Source organism: Streptomyces sp. NPDC023838, from assembly GCF_040639555.1.
Classification (GTDB): domain Bacteria; phylum Actinomycetota; class Actinomycetes; order Streptomycetales; family Streptomycetaceae; genus Streptomyces.
Window position 1 is genome coordinate 1 of the sequence record NZ_JBFAAD010000019.1, and the last position, 17,053, is coordinate 17,053.

15 protein-coding genes are annotated in these 17,053 nt (G+C 72.1%); 9 read left to right on the top strand and 6 right to left on the bottom strand.

Annotation, left to right across the window (positions count from 1 at the left end; all coding sequences use genetic code 11):
* The 4 genes from AB0G17_RS22665 to AB0G17_RS22680 form a co-directional block, all read right to left on the bottom strand.
* The coding region (locus AB0G17_RS22665; protein ID WP_361385604.1) for a dihydrodipicolinate synthase family protein at positions 1-254 on the bottom strand (254 nt) is incomplete at its 3' end.
* Between the two features lie 73 nt (positions 255-327).
* The gene (locus tag AB0G17_RS22670; RefSeq protein ID WP_361385607.1) at positions 328-1,836 is read right to left on the bottom strand and encodes an NAD(P)/FAD-dependent oxidoreductase; all 1,509 of its coding nucleotides are present in this window, start codon (positions 1,834-1,836) and stop codon (positions 328-330) included.
* Entirely contained in the window at positions 1,820-2,131 is a 312-nt protein-coding gene (locus AB0G17_RS22675; protein ID WP_361385610.1) for a (2Fe-2S)-binding protein, read from the bottom strand. The genes AB0G17_RS22670 and AB0G17_RS22675 overlap by 17 nt, the downstream gene beginning before the upstream one ends.
* Before the next feature lie 236 nt (positions 2,132-2,367).
* Positions 2,368-3,525, bottom strand: coding sequence for an FAD-binding oxidoreductase (locus AB0G17_RS22680; protein WP_361385613.1), 1,158 nt, complete (start codon positions 3,523-3,525; stop codon positions 2,368-2,370).
* A 240-nt stretch (positions 3,526-3,765) separates the two neighbouring features.
* On the opposite strand from AB0G17_RS22680, the gene AB0G17_RS22685 reads away from it, so the two are divergent.
* From AB0G17_RS22685 to AB0G17_RS22705, 5 genes are read left to right on the top strand one after another with little or no spacing between them, the layout of a single operon-like run.
* Positions 3,766-5,517: an ABC transporter substrate-binding protein gene (locus AB0G17_RS22685; RefSeq protein ID WP_361385616.1), complete on the top strand. Its 1,752-nt coding sequence runs from the start codon at positions 3,766-3,768 to the stop codon at positions 5,515-5,517.
* Between the two features lie 14 nt (positions 5,518-5,531).
* On the top strand, positions 5,532-6,467 hold the full coding sequence (locus AB0G17_RS22690; protein ID WP_361385619.1) for an ABC transporter permease: 936 nt from the start codon (positions 5,532-5,534) through the stop codon (positions 6,465-6,467).
* Complete coding sequence (locus AB0G17_RS22695) at positions 6,464-7,450, top strand: ABC transporter permease (protein ID WP_361385622.1); 987 nt, start codon at positions 6,464-6,466, stop codon at positions 7,448-7,450. Before AB0G17_RS22690 ends, AB0G17_RS22695 begins: the two co-directional genes overlap by 4 nt.
* Positions 7,451-7,503: 53 nt before the next feature.
* Positions 7,504-8,511 carry an ABC transporter ATP-binding protein gene (locus AB0G17_RS22700; RefSeq protein WP_361386021.1) on the top strand — a complete coding sequence of 336 codons (1,008 nt, stop codon included), beginning with the start codon at positions 7,504-7,506 and terminating at the stop codon, positions 8,509-8,511.
* Entirely contained in the window at positions 8,508-9,488 is a 981-nt protein-coding gene (locus AB0G17_RS22705; protein WP_361385624.1) for an oligopeptide/dipeptide ABC transporter ATP-binding protein, read from the top strand. The genes AB0G17_RS22700 and AB0G17_RS22705 overlap by 4 nt, the downstream gene beginning before the upstream one ends.
* Positions 9,489-9,549: 61 nt before the next feature.
* Here AB0G17_RS22705 and AB0G17_RS22710 read toward each other — a convergent pair whose 3' ends face one another.
* Positions 9,550-10,803 (bottom strand): M6 family metalloprotease domain-containing protein, encoded by a 1,254-nt coding sequence (locus AB0G17_RS22710; protein WP_361385627.1) that lies wholly within the window; start codon positions 10,801-10,803, stop codon positions 9,550-9,552.
* Positions 10,804-10,904: 101 nt separating this feature from the next.
* Here AB0G17_RS22710 and AB0G17_RS22715 point away from each other — a divergent pair, with 101 nt between their 5' ends.
* Entirely contained in the window at positions 10,905-11,876 is a 972-nt protein-coding gene (locus AB0G17_RS22715) for a LysR family transcriptional regulator (RefSeq protein ID WP_361385630.1), read from the top strand.
* A 126-nt stretch (positions 11,877-12,002) separates the two neighbouring features.
* Here the strand turns inward: AB0G17_RS22715 and AB0G17_RS22720 are convergent, their stop codons facing one another.
* Complete coding sequence (locus tag AB0G17_RS22720) at positions 12,003-12,866, bottom strand: SdrD B-like domain-containing protein (RefSeq protein WP_361385633.1); 864 nt, start codon at positions 12,864-12,866, stop codon at positions 12,003-12,005.
* A gap of 247 nt (positions 12,867-13,113) precedes the next feature.
* Here AB0G17_RS22720 and cpt point away from each other — a divergent pair, with 247 nt between their 5' ends.
* The 3 genes from cpt (at position 13,114) to AB0G17_RS22735 (ending at position 17,044) form a co-directional block, all read left to right on the top strand.
* Entirely contained in the window at positions 13,114-13,635 is a 522-nt protein-coding gene (gene cpt, locus AB0G17_RS22725) for a chloramphenicol phosphotransferase CPT (RefSeq protein ID WP_361386024.1), read from the top strand.
* Between the two features lie 579 nt (positions 13,636-14,214).
* Positions 14,215-15,834: an alpha/beta hydrolase gene (locus tag AB0G17_RS22730; RefSeq protein ID WP_361385636.1), complete on the top strand. Its 1,620-nt coding sequence runs from the start codon at positions 14,215-14,217 to the stop codon at positions 15,832-15,834.
* Between the two features lie 217 nt (positions 15,835-16,051).
* Positions 16,052-17,044 carry a threonine/serine dehydratase gene (locus AB0G17_RS22735; protein WP_361385639.1) on the top strand — a complete coding sequence of 331 codons (993 nt, stop codon included), beginning with the start codon at positions 16,052-16,054 and terminating at the stop codon, positions 17,042-17,044.
* The last annotated feature ends 9 nt before the right edge of the window (positions 17,045-17,053 follow it).

The following is a 17,053-nucleotide window of genomic DNA, read 5'->3' on the forward strand; positions in this document are numbered from 1 at the left end:
GCCGCCTCCACGGCCACGTCGACCACACGGGCACGCTCCTCGTCACTCAGCGTCTGGTACTCGCCGAGGGAGCCGTTCGGCACGACACCGTCGCAGCCGTTGTCGATCAGCCAGCGCACATGGGCGGCATAGGCGTCATAGTCGACGGACAGATCCTCGCGCAGGGGCAGGGCGGTGGCGACCATGATGCCGCGCCAGGGACGGGTGGGGTTCCAGGTGCTGTTCGCGGGGGTGTTCACGGTGTTGCTGGCCATGTCGGCAGCCTCTCTATGTGATGTGACATTTCACTGGTGGGCGCAAGTCACCCCAAAGGGGCGGCGCCCGGGGTCAGTCCGTCGTGGGGGTGTGCGGGGCTGGTACGGGATCGTCGAGCGAGCCGAGCGCGCGCAGGGGTACCGGCACCGCGAACGGCCGCCGCTCGGGGGGCGGATCCGCGAGCGGGGCCGCGCCGTCGTGCTGCCCGACCAGGCAGGCCACGGCCGCACCGCACATCCGGCCCTGGCACCAGCCCATCCCCGCCCGGGTGAACAGCTTGACGGTGCGGGCGTCGCGCGCCCCGAGGTCGGTGACCGCCGCGCGGACGCTGTGCGCGGTCACCTCCTCACACCGGCACACGTCGGTGTCGTCGGTGAGCCATTGCGGCCAGCCGGTACCCGGCGCGTGCGCGGCGGCCATGGCGTCGGCGAAGGCGCGCATCCGGTCCCGGCGGCGCTCAAGATCCCGGACGCGGCCGCGGCCGTAGAGGGCGGGGTGCCCGCTCAGCCGGGCGGCGATCGCGAGGCCCGCCAACTCGCCTTCCACATCGGCCAGTCGGGCCCCGCCGACGCCACCGGTCTCCCCCGCTGCCCACAGTCCTCGTACCGACGTCTCCTGAGAGGCGTCCAGGACCAGGGCGGTGGTGCCGTCGGGGGTGGTGCGGGTGGCGCACCCCAGAGTGGTGGCCAGTTCGATCTGCGGCGCCAGGCCGTGGCCCACGGCCAGCGCGTCGCACTCGATCCGGCGACCGGTGCCCGGTACGGGCCGCCACTCGCGGTCGAGCCGGGACACGGTGACCGCCTCCACGCGCTCGGTGCCGTGCACCTCGGTGACGGCGCTGCGGGTGCGCAGCCGTACCCGGTGGCGCAGCAGCGCTCCGCCGTGCACGGCCGCCTCGGCGAGTTTGCGCGGGTTGGCCGCGAGCACGTACGGCTGGCGGGCGTAGCCCAGGTATCCGGAAGCCTCGATGACGGCGGGCACGTGCGCCCCGGCGGCGGCCAGCGAGGAGGCGACCGCGAGCAACAGGGGGCCGCTGCCCGCCACCACGACCCGCCTGCCGGGCAGCACCAGGCCGGACTTCAGCATGGCCTGCGCCCCGCCCGCACCGACCACGCCGGGCAACGTCCATCCCGGGAAGGGGAGTTGCCGCTCGTACGCGCCGGTCGCGAGTAGCACCGCCCGGGCCCGCACCCGTACCGGCCGCTCCTCGCCTCCGTCTGCGCCGGTGACGGCGTGGACGGCCCAGGGGCCGTCGTCGCCGTCGCGGGTGACGGTCCACACGTGATGGCCGCCGAGGTGGTGCACCTCACTGGCCTCCAGGCGCCGCCGAAGCCCTGTGAAGAGGGACCAGTCGTGGTGCAGGGCCTCGGGGCGCGTCGCCCCGGCGTCCGGCGCGGGGTGTCGGAAGAACTGCCCGCCGATCTGCGGCGATGCGTCCAACAGGGCGACGGACAGGCCGAGTTCGGCGGCGGTGACGGCCCCGGCGAGCCCGGCGCAGCCCGCGCCAATCACGGCGAGATCGTACGGGTCGTACGGGTCGCGCGCCTCGGACGCCGCGGGCGTGTCAGCCGAGGGACGCATGGCCGTGTCCTTCCTGGGCGATCACCGTGTCTGCGGGGCGGGCGGGCACCAGACAAGCTCTTCGGTTGGGCTGTCCGTTGATGGTGGCGAGGCAGTCGTAGCACTGCCCGATGCCGCAGAACGCGCCGCGCGGGCGGCCGGTGGTGCGGGTGGTCCGCCAGGCGAGGATGCCCGCGGCCCACAGCGCGGCGGCGACGGACTGTCCGGGCTGAGCCCGGACGGACCGGTCCCCGAAGGTGATCTCGAACGATGGGCCGGTGCGCGTCCCGACCAGGTCGGCGGGGGTACGGGGCACGGGGAGCCTCCTTGTACAGCGGGCGGGGGTCGGTCCGGGGACGGGTGTTCGGTGGGGGGCGAGGAGACAGGGGGCGCTTCCGGGAGGGCCCCGGCAGCGGGCCCGGGAAGCGCGACAGGCGGGCCCGCGTGCCCAGGTTTGGGAAACCCGGGAGACAGACAGGATCGGGATGTCCCGGAGCCGGAGCCGGGAAGTCGCCAGGCCGCCACCGCGAAGGGCGAGTCGGCCGGCTCCCCTCAGCCCGTCGCCGTGAATCGGCCGGGCGCGAACGGGGCGATGTCCAACGGCAGTTCACCTCCGGTCAGGCACGCCGCCACGATCAGCCCGGTGACCGGGGCGAGGCCGACCCCCGCCCCTTCGTGGCCGCAGGCGTGCAGGAGGCCCGGCATCCCGGGGTCGTGGCCGATGGCGGGCAGATGGTCGGGGAGGTACGGGCGGAAGCCCGCGTACGTGCGCAGTGCCCGTACGCCACCCAGGACCGGGAAGAGGGCGACGGCCTGGGCGGCCAGGCGCCGCAGCGCCTCGGTGGACAGGGTGCGGTCGAAGCCGACCCGTTCCCGGCTGGCGCCGATCAGGACCGGGCCCGCGGCCGTCCCCTCGACCACCGCCGAGGTCTGGAGCGCGGCGGAGTCGCTGGCGACGTCGGCGACGTAGTCCGCCGCGTACACCTTGTGCCGCACCACACGGGGCAGCGGCTCGGTCACCAGAACGAAGCCGCGGCGCGGCAGGACGGGCAGATCCAGGCCCGCGAGCCCGGCGACTCGGCCGCCCCAGGTGCCTGCCGCGTTCACCACGTACGGGGCGTGGATCCGCGTGCCGCTGGCCGTGCGCACTCCCTTGACCTCGCCGCCCTCCCCGGTGAGCAGAGCCGTGACTTCCTCGCCGAGCCGCAGGCCGATCCGGCCGCCACCCGCGCGCAGCAGATGGGCCGCGGCGAGGGCGGGCATGACCTGGGCGTCCTGCGGGTAGTGGAAGCCGCCCGCCAGGCCCGGGGCCAGGTGGGGCTCCAGGTCGTACAGGCGGTCCGCCGGGACCTCCTCGGCCCGCACACCGGCCCGCTGCTGTCCGGTCGCGAAGTCGCGCAGGGCCTTCATCCCGGGCTCGCCCGAGGCGACGACCAGGCCGCCCTTGGGTTCGTACTCGATCTGCGGCGGGAGCAGTTCGGCCAGCTCGCGCCACAGTTCGGCGGAGGCGAGGGCGAGGGAGAGTTCGGGACCGGGCTCCTTGTCGGAGAGCAGGAGGTTGCCCTCACCGGCGCCGGTGGTGCCGCCCGCGACGGGGCCGCGGTCGACGACGGTGACGGTGAGGCCGGCGCGTGCGGAGTAGTAGGCGCAGGCCGCGCCGACCACGCCCGCACCGATGACGATGACGTCCGAGGATGTTCTCGTGGGCACAGCAGTAATATTTCACATTGCACTGCGCGCGCCAAGAGGTGTCCACCAAGGTTCACCAAGAGGCACCCCCGAGAGACGGCGCTCGGCACCAAACCGCGCCTCGCGCGAGCCCCTTGGGACACGAGTAGATAAAGGTGCCGCCAATGGGTTGTCAGTACAATTTCACATTACTATGTTACAGGTCACATTCCAGCCAGCTCTGGCTGTCAGACTGCTCTCGCGCTCTCGGAGTGACCACTGATGAACAAGCGCACCCTCACCGCCCTCGCCACCGCCCTGGCGGCATCCCTCGCCCTGGGGGCGACCGGCTGCTCGAAGACCAAGCACTCGGACGCGGGACCGGACGCCGGAGGCAAGAACCCCGCGACCGCCAACGCGGGCACCGTCGTGGGCGGCACCCCCCAGAAGGGCGGCACCCTGACCGTCCTGTCCAACCAGGACTTCACCCACCTCGACCCGGCCCGCAACTGGGTCATGAACGACATGGACTTCGGCACCCGGCTGCTCTACCGCACCCTGGTCACCTACAAGGCGGCCCCCGGCACCGGCGGCGGTGAACTCGTGCCCGACCTGGCCACCGATCTGGGCACCTCCTCCAACGGCGCGAAGACCTGGACCTTCCACCTCAAGCCGGGGGTGAAGTACGAGGACGGCACCCCCGTCACCGCTCAGGACGTGAAGTACAACGTGGAGCGGTCCTTCTCGCCCGACCTGCCCGGCGGCGCCGACTACGCGGCCCGCTACCTCGCCGGCGCCGACGGCTACCAGGGTCCGGCCCAGGGCAAGCACCTGGACTCCGTCAAGACGCCGGATGACCACACGATCGTCTTCGAGCTGCGCAAGCCCTTCGCGGAGTTCCCCAACGCCACCGTGATGCCGACCTTCGCGCCGGTCCCGCGGGCGCAGGACAAGGGCCCCCAGTACGACAACCGGCCGTTCTCCTCGGGCCCGTACAAGATCGACTCGTACGAGCGGGGCAAGAAGCTGGTGCTGGTGCGCAACACCCACTGGGACGCCGCCACCGACCAGGTGCGCAAGGCGTACCCGGACAAGCTCGTGATGGTGATGGGGCTCAAGGCCAACCAGATCGACGACCGGCTGATCGCCTCCCAGGGCGCGGACGCCTCCGCCGTCTCCTGGGGCGCCCTGCGTCCGGAGAGCGCCGCCAAGGTGCTGCCCAGCGCCGAGGTCCGCAAGCGCCTGATCGCCGAGTCCACCAACTGCACCGACATGGTCCAGATGCACACCGGGCGCGCCCCGTTCGACGACGTGAAGGTGCGTCAGGCCGTGCAGTACGCCCTCGACAAGGACTCCGTCCTGACCGCGTCCGGCGGCCCCGCCTTCAACGACCCGTCCACCGCGTACATGCCCGCCTCCCTCTTCGGCGGGAAGCAGCCGGACACCTCGAAGGTGCCGGTGGCCGGCGACGTGGCGAAGGCCAAGCAGCTCCTCAAGGACGCGGGCAAGCCGGATGGGTTCACCACCAAGATGACCGTCTCGACCGGCGACAAGGGGCGCGGCGAGGCGATCCAGCAGGCGCTCGGCAAGGCCGGGATCAAGGTCACCATCGAGACCGTCGACCCGTCCGCGTTCTACGCGACGATCGGTGACACCAAGAACCGGACCGACATGGTCTACACGGGCTGGTGTCCCGACTACCCGTCAGGATCCACCTTCCTCCCCTTCGTCTTCGACGGCCGCTACATCAAGGAGAAGGGCAACTCCGGCAACCACTCGCTCTTCCGCGACGACGCGACCATGAAGAAGATGGACGAGATCGCCGCCATGACGGACGCCAAGCAGGCCAACGCCGCCTGGCAGCAGCTGGACGGCGAGATCCTCGCCAAGGCCCCGGCCGTCCCGGTCCTGGTGCGCCGCTGGCCGCTGGTGCTCGGTACCAACATCGCGGGCGCCTACGGCCAGACCTCCTTCGGCGGTCAGCTCGACTACGCCACGGCCGGCCTCAAGGACCCCTCGAAGAGCCAGGGCTGAGGGTCTGCCGGATCATGACCACCACCCTCGCACCGGTGGCCGCAGCGCCGGCGGGCCGCGGCCCCTGGCAGCTGGCCCGCGCGGAACTGCGCCGCCGCACCTCCGTCAAGATCTCCCTCGCCGTCGTGGCGCTCTTCGTCGTCATGGCGGCCGCCGCTCCCCTGCTGAGCAGGCTCGGCGGCTGGTCGCCCGAGGAGTTCGACAAGACCGCCGTCGACCCGTATCTGGGCGGCCAGCCGCTCGGCGCCCTCGGCGGCATCTCCGCCGACCACTGGCTGGGCGTGGAACCCGTCAGCGGACGCGACCTGTTCGCCCGTGTCGTGCACGGCGCCCAGGTCTCCCTGCTGATCGCCTTCACCGCGACCGCGATCGTCGTGGTCGCGGGGACGGCCGCCGGGATCGCGGCCGGCTACTTCGGCGGCCGCACCGACGCGGTCCTCAGCAGGCTCATGGACCTCACCATGTCCTTCCCCTCCCTCATCTTCATGATCGCGATGATGTCGGTGGCCAAGGACGTCAACCGGATCATCCTGATGACCGCGGTGATCGGCCTGTTCGGCTGGCCCGGCATCGCCCGGGTCGTCCGCGGCCAGACCCTCTCGCTCAAGCACCGCGAGTACGTCGACGCGGCCCGCGTCAACGGCGCAGGTTCTTGGCGGATCCTCACCCGCGACATCCTGCCGGGCGTCGCGGGGCCCGTCATCGCGTACACCACGCTGATCATCCCCGGCATGATCGCCACCGAGGCGGCGCTGAGCTATCTCGGCGTCGGCGTCCGCCCGCCCACGCCCTCCTGGGGCCAGATGATCGCCGAGAGCGTCGCCTTCTACGACACGGACCCCATGTACTTCGTCATCCCGAGCACCTGCCTCTTCCTCACGGTGCTCGCCTTCACCCTGCTCGGCGACGCGCTGCGGGACATCCTCGACCCGAGGGGAAGCCGCTCATGATCCTCTACATCGGCCGCCGGCTGCTCGCGGTGACCGGCGTCCTGATCGCGATCGCCGCCGTCACCTTCACCATCTTCTACGTGCTGCCCTCCGACCCGGCCGCCGCCGCGTGCGGCAAGTCGTGCAGCGTCGAACGCCTGGCGGCGATCCGCACCCACATGGGCCTCGACCAGCCCATCTGGAAGCAGTTCTGGGACTTCGCCTCCGGCATCTTCACCGGGCGCACCATGGGCAGCGGCCAGTACGCGCTGCACTGCGACTTCCCGTGCCTGGGCTACTCGTACGAGAACAGCGAGTCGGTGTGGGGGCTGCTCATGGACCGGCTTCCGGTCTCGGCCTCGCTCGCACTGGGCTCGGCCGTCCTGTGGCTGGTGCTCGGTCTGTCGGCCGGCGTCACGGCGGCACTGCGCAAGGACACCCTCACCGACAAGGTCCTGATGGTCGGCGCGGTCGCCGCGGCCTCGCTGCCCGTCTACTTCACCTCCATGATGCTGATCTACGGCCTGATCAGAACCGCGGGGCTGCTGCCGTATCCGCAGTACGTGCCTTTCGGCTCGGACCCGGTCCACTGGGCGTCCAACCTGCTGCTGCCCTGGCTCGCGCTCGCCGTGCTGTACGCGGCCATGTACGCGCGCCAGAGCCGCAGTTCGATGATCGAGACCATGGCGGAGCCGTACATCCGCACCGCCCGCGCCAAGGGCCTGCCCCGGCGCACGGTCGTCGTCAAGCACGGGCTGCGGGCGGGTATGACGCCGATCCTGACCATCTTCGGAATGGACCTGGGCGGACTGCTCGCGGGCGCGGTGATCACCGAGTCCATCTTCGGGCTGCCAGGCATCGGACGGCTCTTCTACGGCGCCCTGTCCAGCGGCGACCAGCCCGTCATCCTCGGTGTGACCCTGCTCGCCGCCGCCTTCATCGTCGTCGCCAACCTGGCCGTCGACCTGCTCTACGCCGTCGTCGACCCGCGAGTGAGGTACTGATGGACGCGCCCCGCCCCACCTCGTCCCTCCGGGACGTGCCACGAGCGACCCACCTGGCGGACGCGCGCGAGCCCCTGCTGTCCGTGCGGAACCTGAGCGTCACCTTCCCCACGCAGCGCGGTCCCGTACGCGCCGTCGACTCGCTCGACTTCGACGTCCACCGGGGCCGCACGCTCGGCATCGTGGGAGAGTCCGGCTCCGGCAAGTCCGTCACCTCCATGGCCGTCCTGGGCCTGCACACCGGCGCCCAGGTCAGCGGCTCCATCACCCTCGGCGGCGAAGAGCTGGTGGGTCTGACGGAGCGTGAGCTGAACCGGCTGCGCGGCCGCCGCATGGCGATGATCTTCCAGGACCCGCTGTCCAGCCTCCACCCCTACTACACGGTCGGTGAGCAGATCGCCGAGCACCACCGCGTCCACTTCCGCTCCGGCCGCGCGGTGGCCCGACGGCGTGCGGTGGAGATGCTGGCCGAGGTCGGCATCCCGGAGCCGCGGCGCCGGGCGGGCGAGTACCCGCACCAGTTCTCCGGCGGTATGCGCCAGCGGGTGATGATCGCGATGGCGCTGGCCTGCGAGCCCGAGCTGCTGATCGCGGACGAGCCGACCACCGCGCTCGACGTCACCGTGCAGGCCCAGATCCTGGAGCTGATCGCCCGGCTGCAGCAGGAACACGGACTCGCCGTCGTCATGATCACCCACGATCTGGGAGTGGTGGCCCGCGTCGCCCACGAGGTCCTGGTGATGTACGGCGGCCGGGCGGTCGAACAGGCCCCGGTGGACACCCTGTTCGGGGCGCCGGCCCACCCCTACACCCGAGGGCTGCTCGACTCGCTGCCCCGGCTCGACGACCCCGACGACGCACCGCTGCGGGCGATCCCCGGCAGCCCGCCGTCCCTGCTCACCCCGGCTCCCGGCTGCGCGTTCGCGCCCCGCTGCTCCCGGGCCGCGTCGGCCGCCGCGAGCGAGCGGCTGCGCTGCGAGACCGAGCTGCCCCTGCTGTCCGGTCCGGCCGGCCACGCGTCGGCCTGCCACCTCCCCACGTACGAAGGCGCTCCTTCATGACCACAGCGACCCAACCCCTGCTGTCCGTACGGGACATGACGAAGGTCTATCCGGCCCGGCGGCGCGGCTCGGCTCCCGTACGGGCGGTCGACGGCATCAGCTTCGACGTGGCGCCCGGCGAGACGCTCGGCCTGGTCGGCGAGTCCGGCTGCGGCAAGTCCACCACCGGCCGCACCATCGTGCGCCTCCTCGAACCCTCCAGCGGCTCGATCGCCTACGACGGCCACGACATCAGCCATCTCTCCCAGCGCGAGCTCAAGCCGCTGCGCCGCGAGATCCAGATGGTCTTCCAGGACCCGCACTCCTCGCTCAACCCGCGCCAGACCGTCGCGCGGATCATCTCGGACCCCCTGCTGGTGCAGGGGAGTTCGGCGGCCGACGCGCGGCTGCGGGCCGTCGAGCTGATGGAACTGGTGGGGCTCATCCCCGAGCACGTCGACCGCTTCCCGCACGAGTTCTCCGGCGGGCAGGCCCAGCGCATCGGCATCGCCCGCGCGCTGGCGACGGGGCCGCGGCTCGTCATCGCGGACGAGCCCGTCTCCGCGCTCGACGTCTCCGTCCAGGCTCAGATCGTCAACCTGATGGAGCGCCTGCAGCGGGAACTCGGACTGGCCTACCTCTTCATCGCCCACGACCTGTCGGTGGTCAAGCGGGTCTGCGACCGGGTCGCCGTGATGTACCTGGGCCGGATCGTCGAGATCGGCGCGAAGGAGCGCGTGTACACGGCCCCGGCCCACCCCTACACCCGCGCCCTGCTCTCCGCCGTCCCACTGCCCGATCCGGCCGCCGAGCGGGCCCGCGAGCGCATCACGCTCCTGGGCGACCCGCCGAGCCCGGCCGCGCCCCCGCCGGGCTGCTCCTTCCACCCGCGCTGCCCGAAGGCGCAGGAGCGGTGCCGCAGCGAGGCGCCGGTGCTGCGGATCGCCGCGCCGGGCGAGGCGCGGCAGGTCGCCTGTCACTTCCCCGAGGCGGCCTGACCAAGGGTGTGCCCCGGAACCGCGAACGGTTCCGGGGCACACCCTTGCGCACCTGTCCCCGCTACGACTTGGTGATACGGACCCGCTCCCCGTAGCCGTTCGCGCTCAGCACGTCGATCCGCACCCCGGCCGCGGAATCCGCGAACGACTCGCCCGACCAGTACGGCGCGTCGTCCAGCGGACGGCAGCCACTCGCCGCAGCGGCGGCCGGTTTGGCGTCCACGACACGGATCGGCCCGTATCCGGTCGCCACGGACGTGTCGACCTTGTAGATGAGCGCGCCGGTCGAGCAGGCCGCCGTGTCCGCCTGGACAGCCCGGCGCGATTCGACGACGTACGCGGTCGTCGGCCCGGTCGGCACCACGGCGATCTTGGTTCCGCTGCCGTACTCGACGGCGGTGAGGTCCACCGTGCGGGTGCCGCGCGACGCCTGGCAGGCGACCTGGGTGTCGTCGGTCCAGCCGAGCTTCCACGACTCCCACCCGAAGTACTGCGACGCCTTCCCGCTGATCAGCCCCATGACGTCCCAGCCGCCGACGAACCGGTGCGCGTCGCTGCCCGCGTCGAAGGCGTACAGATCGGGCAGGCCGAAGGTGTGCGCCGTCTCGTGGCCGACCAGCTTGGGGCCCCAGTTCCACATGTCCTGGCCGAAGGTGACGGACCACTTCACGGTCGTGCCGTCGGCGACGACGCCCGCCGTGCCCGGCTGGTACACATAGGTCGGCGTGAAGGAGATGGCCTTCGCGTTCCTGGTGGGGACGACGTAGACCATGTCGTAGCGGGAGAAGTCCACCGACGGGTCGGCGGCCCTGACCGCGTCCCTCAGGTACGCCTCGTGGGCTTCGTGGCTCAGCCCGCGCGCGAAGCCGTACGAGGTGGAGTCGTGCGGCATGCGCACCCACCAGGAGTGCTGGGAGATGGCGAGCCACACCTTGCCGTACGAGGCGTTCCACAGCCAGTTCGCGCCCGGCGTGAGCTGCGCGGCGTCGTCGGCCGGGGCCTCGGTGGCCGGCGCGTCCGGGAAGTCCACGAAGATCATGGCGGCCTTGACGGTGCCGGTGGAGCGCTGGAAGACGGAGCGGTCGGTGCCATGCCCCTCGTCCGACCAGCCGGTGGTGCCGCGCAGTGCGCAGTCGGAGGGCGCGTCGGCGTGCGCGCGGGCCGGTGCCACGCCCAGCAGGAGGAGCAGCACGGTGACGGCCAGGACGGGCAGCGGCAGTGCCCGGCGTATGACGGGCCGAGGACGCGCGGCGCGCAGGGCGGGGGAAGGGACGAGAGCGGGCTCTCGGTCAGGGGCGGGAGTGGTGCGTCTCATGGACTCGCGACCTCCAGATGAATGGCATGTGACATTTCACATAAGAGTGGCGTCGTCCCGCCCCTGTCCGAAAGATGTCGTCGCTCCATAACATCCGCGCCATGGATCTGGAGCTGCGGCACCTGCGGGTGGTGTGTGCGATCGCGGAGGCCGGGAGCCTCACCAAGGCGGCCGCCGCGCTGCGCATGACCCAGCCCGGGCTCAGCGCGCAGCTCCGCCGTATCGAGACCATGCTCGGCGGCGCCCTCTTCGACCGCAGACGCGACGGCGCGGTCCCCACCGGCTTCGGGGAGCTGGTCCTCACCCGCGCCCAGTCGATCCTGCCGGGAGTCGACGGCCTGCTCGCGGACACCACCCGCGCAGCCCGGCGGATGTCGGCCCCCGACCGCGTCCGCCTGGGCTCCGTCGGCGGCCCGCTCATCGGCCATCTCATCGTGGCGGTAAGGGAGTTGCTGCCCGGAACCGAGGTCACCGCCCGCTCGCACCACTCCCCCGTGCCGCTCCTGGAGGACGTGGCGGCGGGCCGGCTGGAGGCCGCCGTCCTCGGCGACAACCCCCACGACGAGCTCCTGCCGCGCGACGGCGTGGTCCTCGTCCCGTTCGCCACCGAGCCCGTGTTCGCGCTGCTGCCCGCGGCCCATCCGCTGGCCGCCCAGGAGGAGGTGACCCTGGCGCGGCTCCTCGAGGAGGACTGGGCTGTGCCCGGCCCCGACCGGGACCGCACCCGCGAGTACTGGTCGTCGGTCTGCGCCCTGACACACCGCCGCCCGTACGCCCCGTACGAGGCCGAGGGGCGCCAGTTGATCGAGATCGTGCGGGCCGGACTGGCCGTCAGCCTGTGCCAGGCCACGTTCGTCGAGGTCCCCGGTGTCGCCGTACGCCCGCTGGCCGGAAACCCACTCCACTACCGCCATGTTCTGGCCTGGCGCCGCGACGGACCGCTCACCCCGCACGACACCGAGATCCTGCGCCGGGTGCGCGCCGGATACCTGGACACCCGCGCCGCCAGCCCGGCGTACACGCGGTGGCTGAAGCGCGGGTCGGGCGGGGTACCCGGGCTGGTGGAGCCATGACGACGGGCCCCCGGATGCGCGGATGCGCTCGGGGCCCGTGCGGCGGGTGGACCATGTGGTCGACGGACCGGTCCGGCCGGGTCGGCGGTCCGGGTTAGCGGCCCGGGTCAGCGGTCCGGGTCAGGGTCACCGCGGCCCGCCCTTGCCTCCCTTGCCCTTGCCCTTGCCCTTCCCCTTCCCCTTCCCCTTCCCCTTCCCCTTCCCCTTCCCCTTGCCCTTGCCCTTGCCCTTGCCCGGTTCGCCTCTCCTGTTCTCCAGGCTGACCTCGACGCCGTGCCCGGCGTTGGCGGCCGTCACCCTGTACGGCCCGGTCACCGGCCGCCCGGGCAGGCGATAGCCCTCGGGCACCGCGGTCTCGCGCAGGTAGTAGGTGCCGAGCGGGAGGCCGGGGGAGGTGCAGTGGCCCTGCCGGTCCGGGGCGCAGGCCGCACCGTGCTTGGTTTCCGGGGTGGAGCCGCCGGTCTGGAGCCCGCCCGTCCCGTTCGTCTCCTGCCACAGCTCGAACACGGCGCCCCGCAGGGCCTGGTGGGAGGTGGCGTCCCGCTTCAGGATCTTGAGCTTGTCCTGGGGCCGGACGGAGTAACCGGCGTCGTGGGTGTGGTCGTTGTCGCCCGCCGCGCCGGTGGTGAACCGGTCGGTCTGGGTACGCGGGTCGGGGTTGGATTCGATGGAGCGGTTGCGCCCCTGGTCCTTCGCCGTGGGTACGAGGTCGCCGGGCGCGGGTCGCTCGGGGATGCCACCGGTGTTCGCCGTGGTCACGTCGAACGTGATCCGGTACGCGGTGTGCGGCTCCGCCTGGAAGGAGTACTCGCCGCGCTCATTGGTCGTCGTGCTGTCGACGACCTGGCCTTCCTTGTCGAGCAGCGTCACCGTCGCGCCGGGGATGGGCTCCTCGGCCGGGCCCTGGATGCCGTCGCGGCCGCGGTCGAACCAGACCCGGTTGCCGATCTGCACCGGCGCCACGACGCCCTCACCCCGTTCATCGAACACTACGGCTCCGCGGTGTTCTTCGTGCCGCCGCGCGGGGCCGGAGTGGCCGCTGGGGAGCACCGTGCTGTAGGAACGCTCATGGGCTCCTGCCTGACCACAGCGCGCGGCGAGCCCGCGTGGCCCCGCCGCCCCGGCGACACCCTCGCCAACGCGAACAGCCCACCGGCGTGGGCTCGGTCCACCTGGCCGGAAAATTCGTTCCGTACCGCGGGGGTGTGCACCGTACTGTGTCGCGGTGACGACTCAGATGATCATTCTCAACGGCGGCTCCAGCTCGGGCAAGACCGGCATCGTGCGGTGTCTTCAGGCCGTACTGCCGCATCCGTGGCTGGCGTTCGGCATCGACTCGCTCGTCGACGCGCTGCCCGCGAGCATGCAGGCATCGTCCGACGGCATCGGGTTCGGCTCCGACGGCACGGTCACCGTCGGCGCGGACTTCCGGGCGCTGGAGGCGGCCTGGATGGAAGGCGTCGCGGCGACGGCCCGGGCGGGCGCCAGGGTCGTCGTCGACGACGTGTTCCTCGGCGGAGCCGCCTCCCAGCAGCGCTGGCGCAAAGCCATTGGCGATCTGGCCGTGCTGTGGGTCGGCGTGCGGTGCGAGAGCACGGTCGCCGCGGCCCGCGAGACGGCACGGGGTGACCGGGCCCGGGGAATGGCCGCCTCCCAAGCACACCTGGCCCACGAGGGCGTCGTCTACGACGTGGAAGTGGACACGACACACACGGAATCCCTGACGTGCGCCCAGGCCATCGCCGCGCATGTCATCTGAGCGGCCATCAGTCCGGGCCGCCACCGGTCCGGCGTTCCCCCGCTACTCACGTACTCACGAAGAAATGAGTAGCCGCCCCGACGCGCCCAGCTCGGCCTTCAAGGGATCGCTCAGGGGATCAGCAACTCAGGGGCTCTGCCGGGCACTTCAGCCCGGAATCGACGGCAGCCAGCCGTGCTGCACCGAGCGTACGCCCGCCTCGAAGCGGCTGCGGGCGCCCAGGCGTTCCATCCGCACCGCCGGCTTCGCAACCACCGGCCCGCGCCGCGCGCCTCTGTCACGCCTCCCCCGCCCCACCGCCCGCCCGGCCTCCACGCCCGGCGTGCGGGTGTTTCGGCAGGGTTCGCCCCAACTCGCCCACGCCGGGGCCGACTTCGGGAGCGCTGCGGGCCAGCCTGACCTGCACACCTCGACCACCCCCGTCTCGTACGCCACGATCACGTCCGGCGCCCGGCCCATTGAGGACCGAATCACGGTTGCGTAACGAGAAACGCCACCGTGTGACATGTGCCATTGCACATGTCACATCATTTCTCTGACCCCGTCGCGCCGGCCCGGCGCGCCGACTGAGGAGGGCACATGCGAAGACCACTGACACTGCTGGCCGTTGCGGTCTCGAGCGTCCTACTGGGCAGCGCGGTCCCGGTCGCCGCGGCCCCCGACAGCGTCGCGGCCCCCGACCGCCAGGAGGCCGACGCCGGGCGGATCGCCTGGACGTCCTGCGGTGACACCACGACCCCGGCGCTGCAGTGCGCCATGCTCGAAGTCCCGCTGGACTACACCCACCCCGACGGGCGGAAGATCAAGCTCAAGCTCAACCGGCTCCCCGCCACCGCCCCCAAGTCCAAGCAGCAGGGCCCGATCCTGCTCAACCCCGGCGGGCCCGGCGACAGCGGTCTGTGGATGCCCGCGTACATCACCGGCCAGATCCCGGCCGACGTCGCCTCGACGTACGACTGGATCGGCTTCGACCCCCGTGGCACCAACGGCAGCGAACCCCATGTGGTCTGCGACGCCCACTACTTCGACGGCGCGCGGCCCGACTACCAGGTCAGCCACGGCACCGAGAAGGCGTGGCTCCGCAAAGCCGCGACGTACGCCGCCGACTGCGCGGCGGACTGGAGCTGGATCCTGCCGCACATGACGACGGTGGACAGCGCGCGGGACATGGACCGGATCCGCGTCGCGCTCGGCGCCAAGAAGATCAACTTCTACGGCGGCTCGTGGGGCACCTCACTGGGCTCCACCTACGGCCAGTTGTACCCCTCGCGGGTGCGGCGCATGGTCCTGGACAGCATCGTCGGCCCCACCATCTCCTGGTACGACCACAACATCCTCCAGGACAAGGAGCATGAGCGGCGCTTCCGCGCCTTCGCCGAGTGGACCGCCAAGGCCGACTCGGTCTACCACCTCGGCACCGACGCGAACGCCGTGATCAAGAAGTACTACGCCGTGGAGGACGCGCTGCGCACCACCCCCGTGGCCGCCGCGCCCGCCCCCGGCAAGATCGGCCCGGCCGAGTTCGAGGACACCTTCTACGGGGGCGGCTACAACTTCCTGCGCTGGCCCCGGATGGCCACGGTGCTCTCGGGCTACCTCAACCGGCACGACACCCGCCCGCTGGCCATCGCGTACAACCGGTACGCCGCGCCGGGCGCCGACGACGGGACCTTCCCGAACTACAACGCCACCCAGTGCACGGAGAGCAACTGGCCCCGGGACTGGGAGTTCTGGAAGAAGGACCAGGCCAAGGTCAACGCGGTCGCGCCGTTCTACACGTACAACAACATGTGGTACAACGCAGCCTGCATGTTCTGGCCCTACCAGGGCGGCCCGGGCCGACTGAAGATCACCGGCAAGGGCCTTCCGCCGGTGCTGCTGTTCCAGGCCACCGAGGACGCGGCCACGCCGTACCCCGGCGCCGTCGCGATGCGCAAGGCACTGCCCGGCTCCAAGCTGGTCGTGCAGAACGGCGGCAGCTTCCACGAGGTCCTCTTCCACGGCAACGCCTGCCTGGACGACACCTTCGTGGCGTACCTGCGGGACGGAACTCTGCCTTCCGGCAAGGGTCTCATCGCCAAGACCTGCGCCCCCGAGGCCGACCCGACCCCGACCTACGTCGAGCCCACGCCGAGCCTGAAGGCGCCCGCGGCCGCGATGTCACCCACGGATCGGGAGGCCGTCCACGGCCGCTTCTGACCACCGGCCAGAGGCGGAGTCCGGCGGGGACCCGACTGCCGACGCGTGCTCCCGGGAGCGGCCCGGGAGCACGCGAGGCAGTCGGCGAGCTGCGGCTCGACCAGGCGCTTGAGGAACTGGGTACGGTACAGCGTATCGATCGCCACCACGGCCCGGCGCTCACCCGGCCCTGACCACCTTCCGCGCCCTTCGCCCTCTCCGTATGGGAGCCCCCGACATGCACCAGCTCACGTACGGCGACGTCAAGGCGGCCGCCGACCGCATCGCCGGACGCGTCCGCCGCGTCGCTCTCGCCCAGGCCGATCCCGGGGAGCTCCTCGCCGCCCGCCATGACATCGCCGCCTACCCCGACGCGCCCCGCGAGGTGTGGCTGGCGCTGGAGTTCATGCAGCACACCGGCTCGTTCAAGGCCCGTGGGGCGCAGAACTTCATCCAGGCCCACCGCGAGGCCGGGACCCTCCCGGACGCCGGGGTCACGATCGCCTCGGGCGGCAACGCCGGGCTCGCCTGCGCCTGGGCCGCCCAGCAGCAGGGCGTCACCGCCACCGTCTTCCTGCCCACCACCGCGCCCGCCGTCAAGGTCGCCAGGCTGCGCGGCTTCGGCGCCGAGGTCCGGCTGGTCGGCGCCGAGTACGCGGACGCGCTGGCCGCCTGCGGGGACTTCGCCGCCACGACCGGCGCGCTGGCCTCGCACGCGTACGACCACCCGCTCATCGCCGCCGGGGCGGGCACACTGCTGGAGGAGATCCTCCAGCAGGTCCCCGACCTGGACACCGTGGTGGTCGCGGTCGGCGGCGGGGGCCTTTTCTCGGGCGTCGCCACCGCCGCCCGTCACCACGGCGTACGCGTCGTCGCGGTCGAGCCGGAGAACTGCCGCGCGCTGAACGCCGCGATCGGGGCCGGTCGCCCGGTCGACGTCACGGTCGACTCGATCGCCGCGGACGCCCTCGGCGCGCGCCGGGTCTCGGCGATGGCCCTGCACGCCGCACGCCAGGCCGACGTGCACTCCGTCCTCGTACCCGACAGTGAGATCGTCAGCGCCCGCCGGGCCCTGTGGGACCACCGCCGTATCGCCGTGGAGCACGCCGCCGCGACCGCGCTCGCGGGCCTCACCGCGGCGCGGAACCAGGCGGGCGAGAAGGCCGCCGTCGTCCTCTGCGGCGCCAACACGGACCCCGGCGACCTCGCCCACTGGCCGGACCAGGGCTGAAGCCGGACC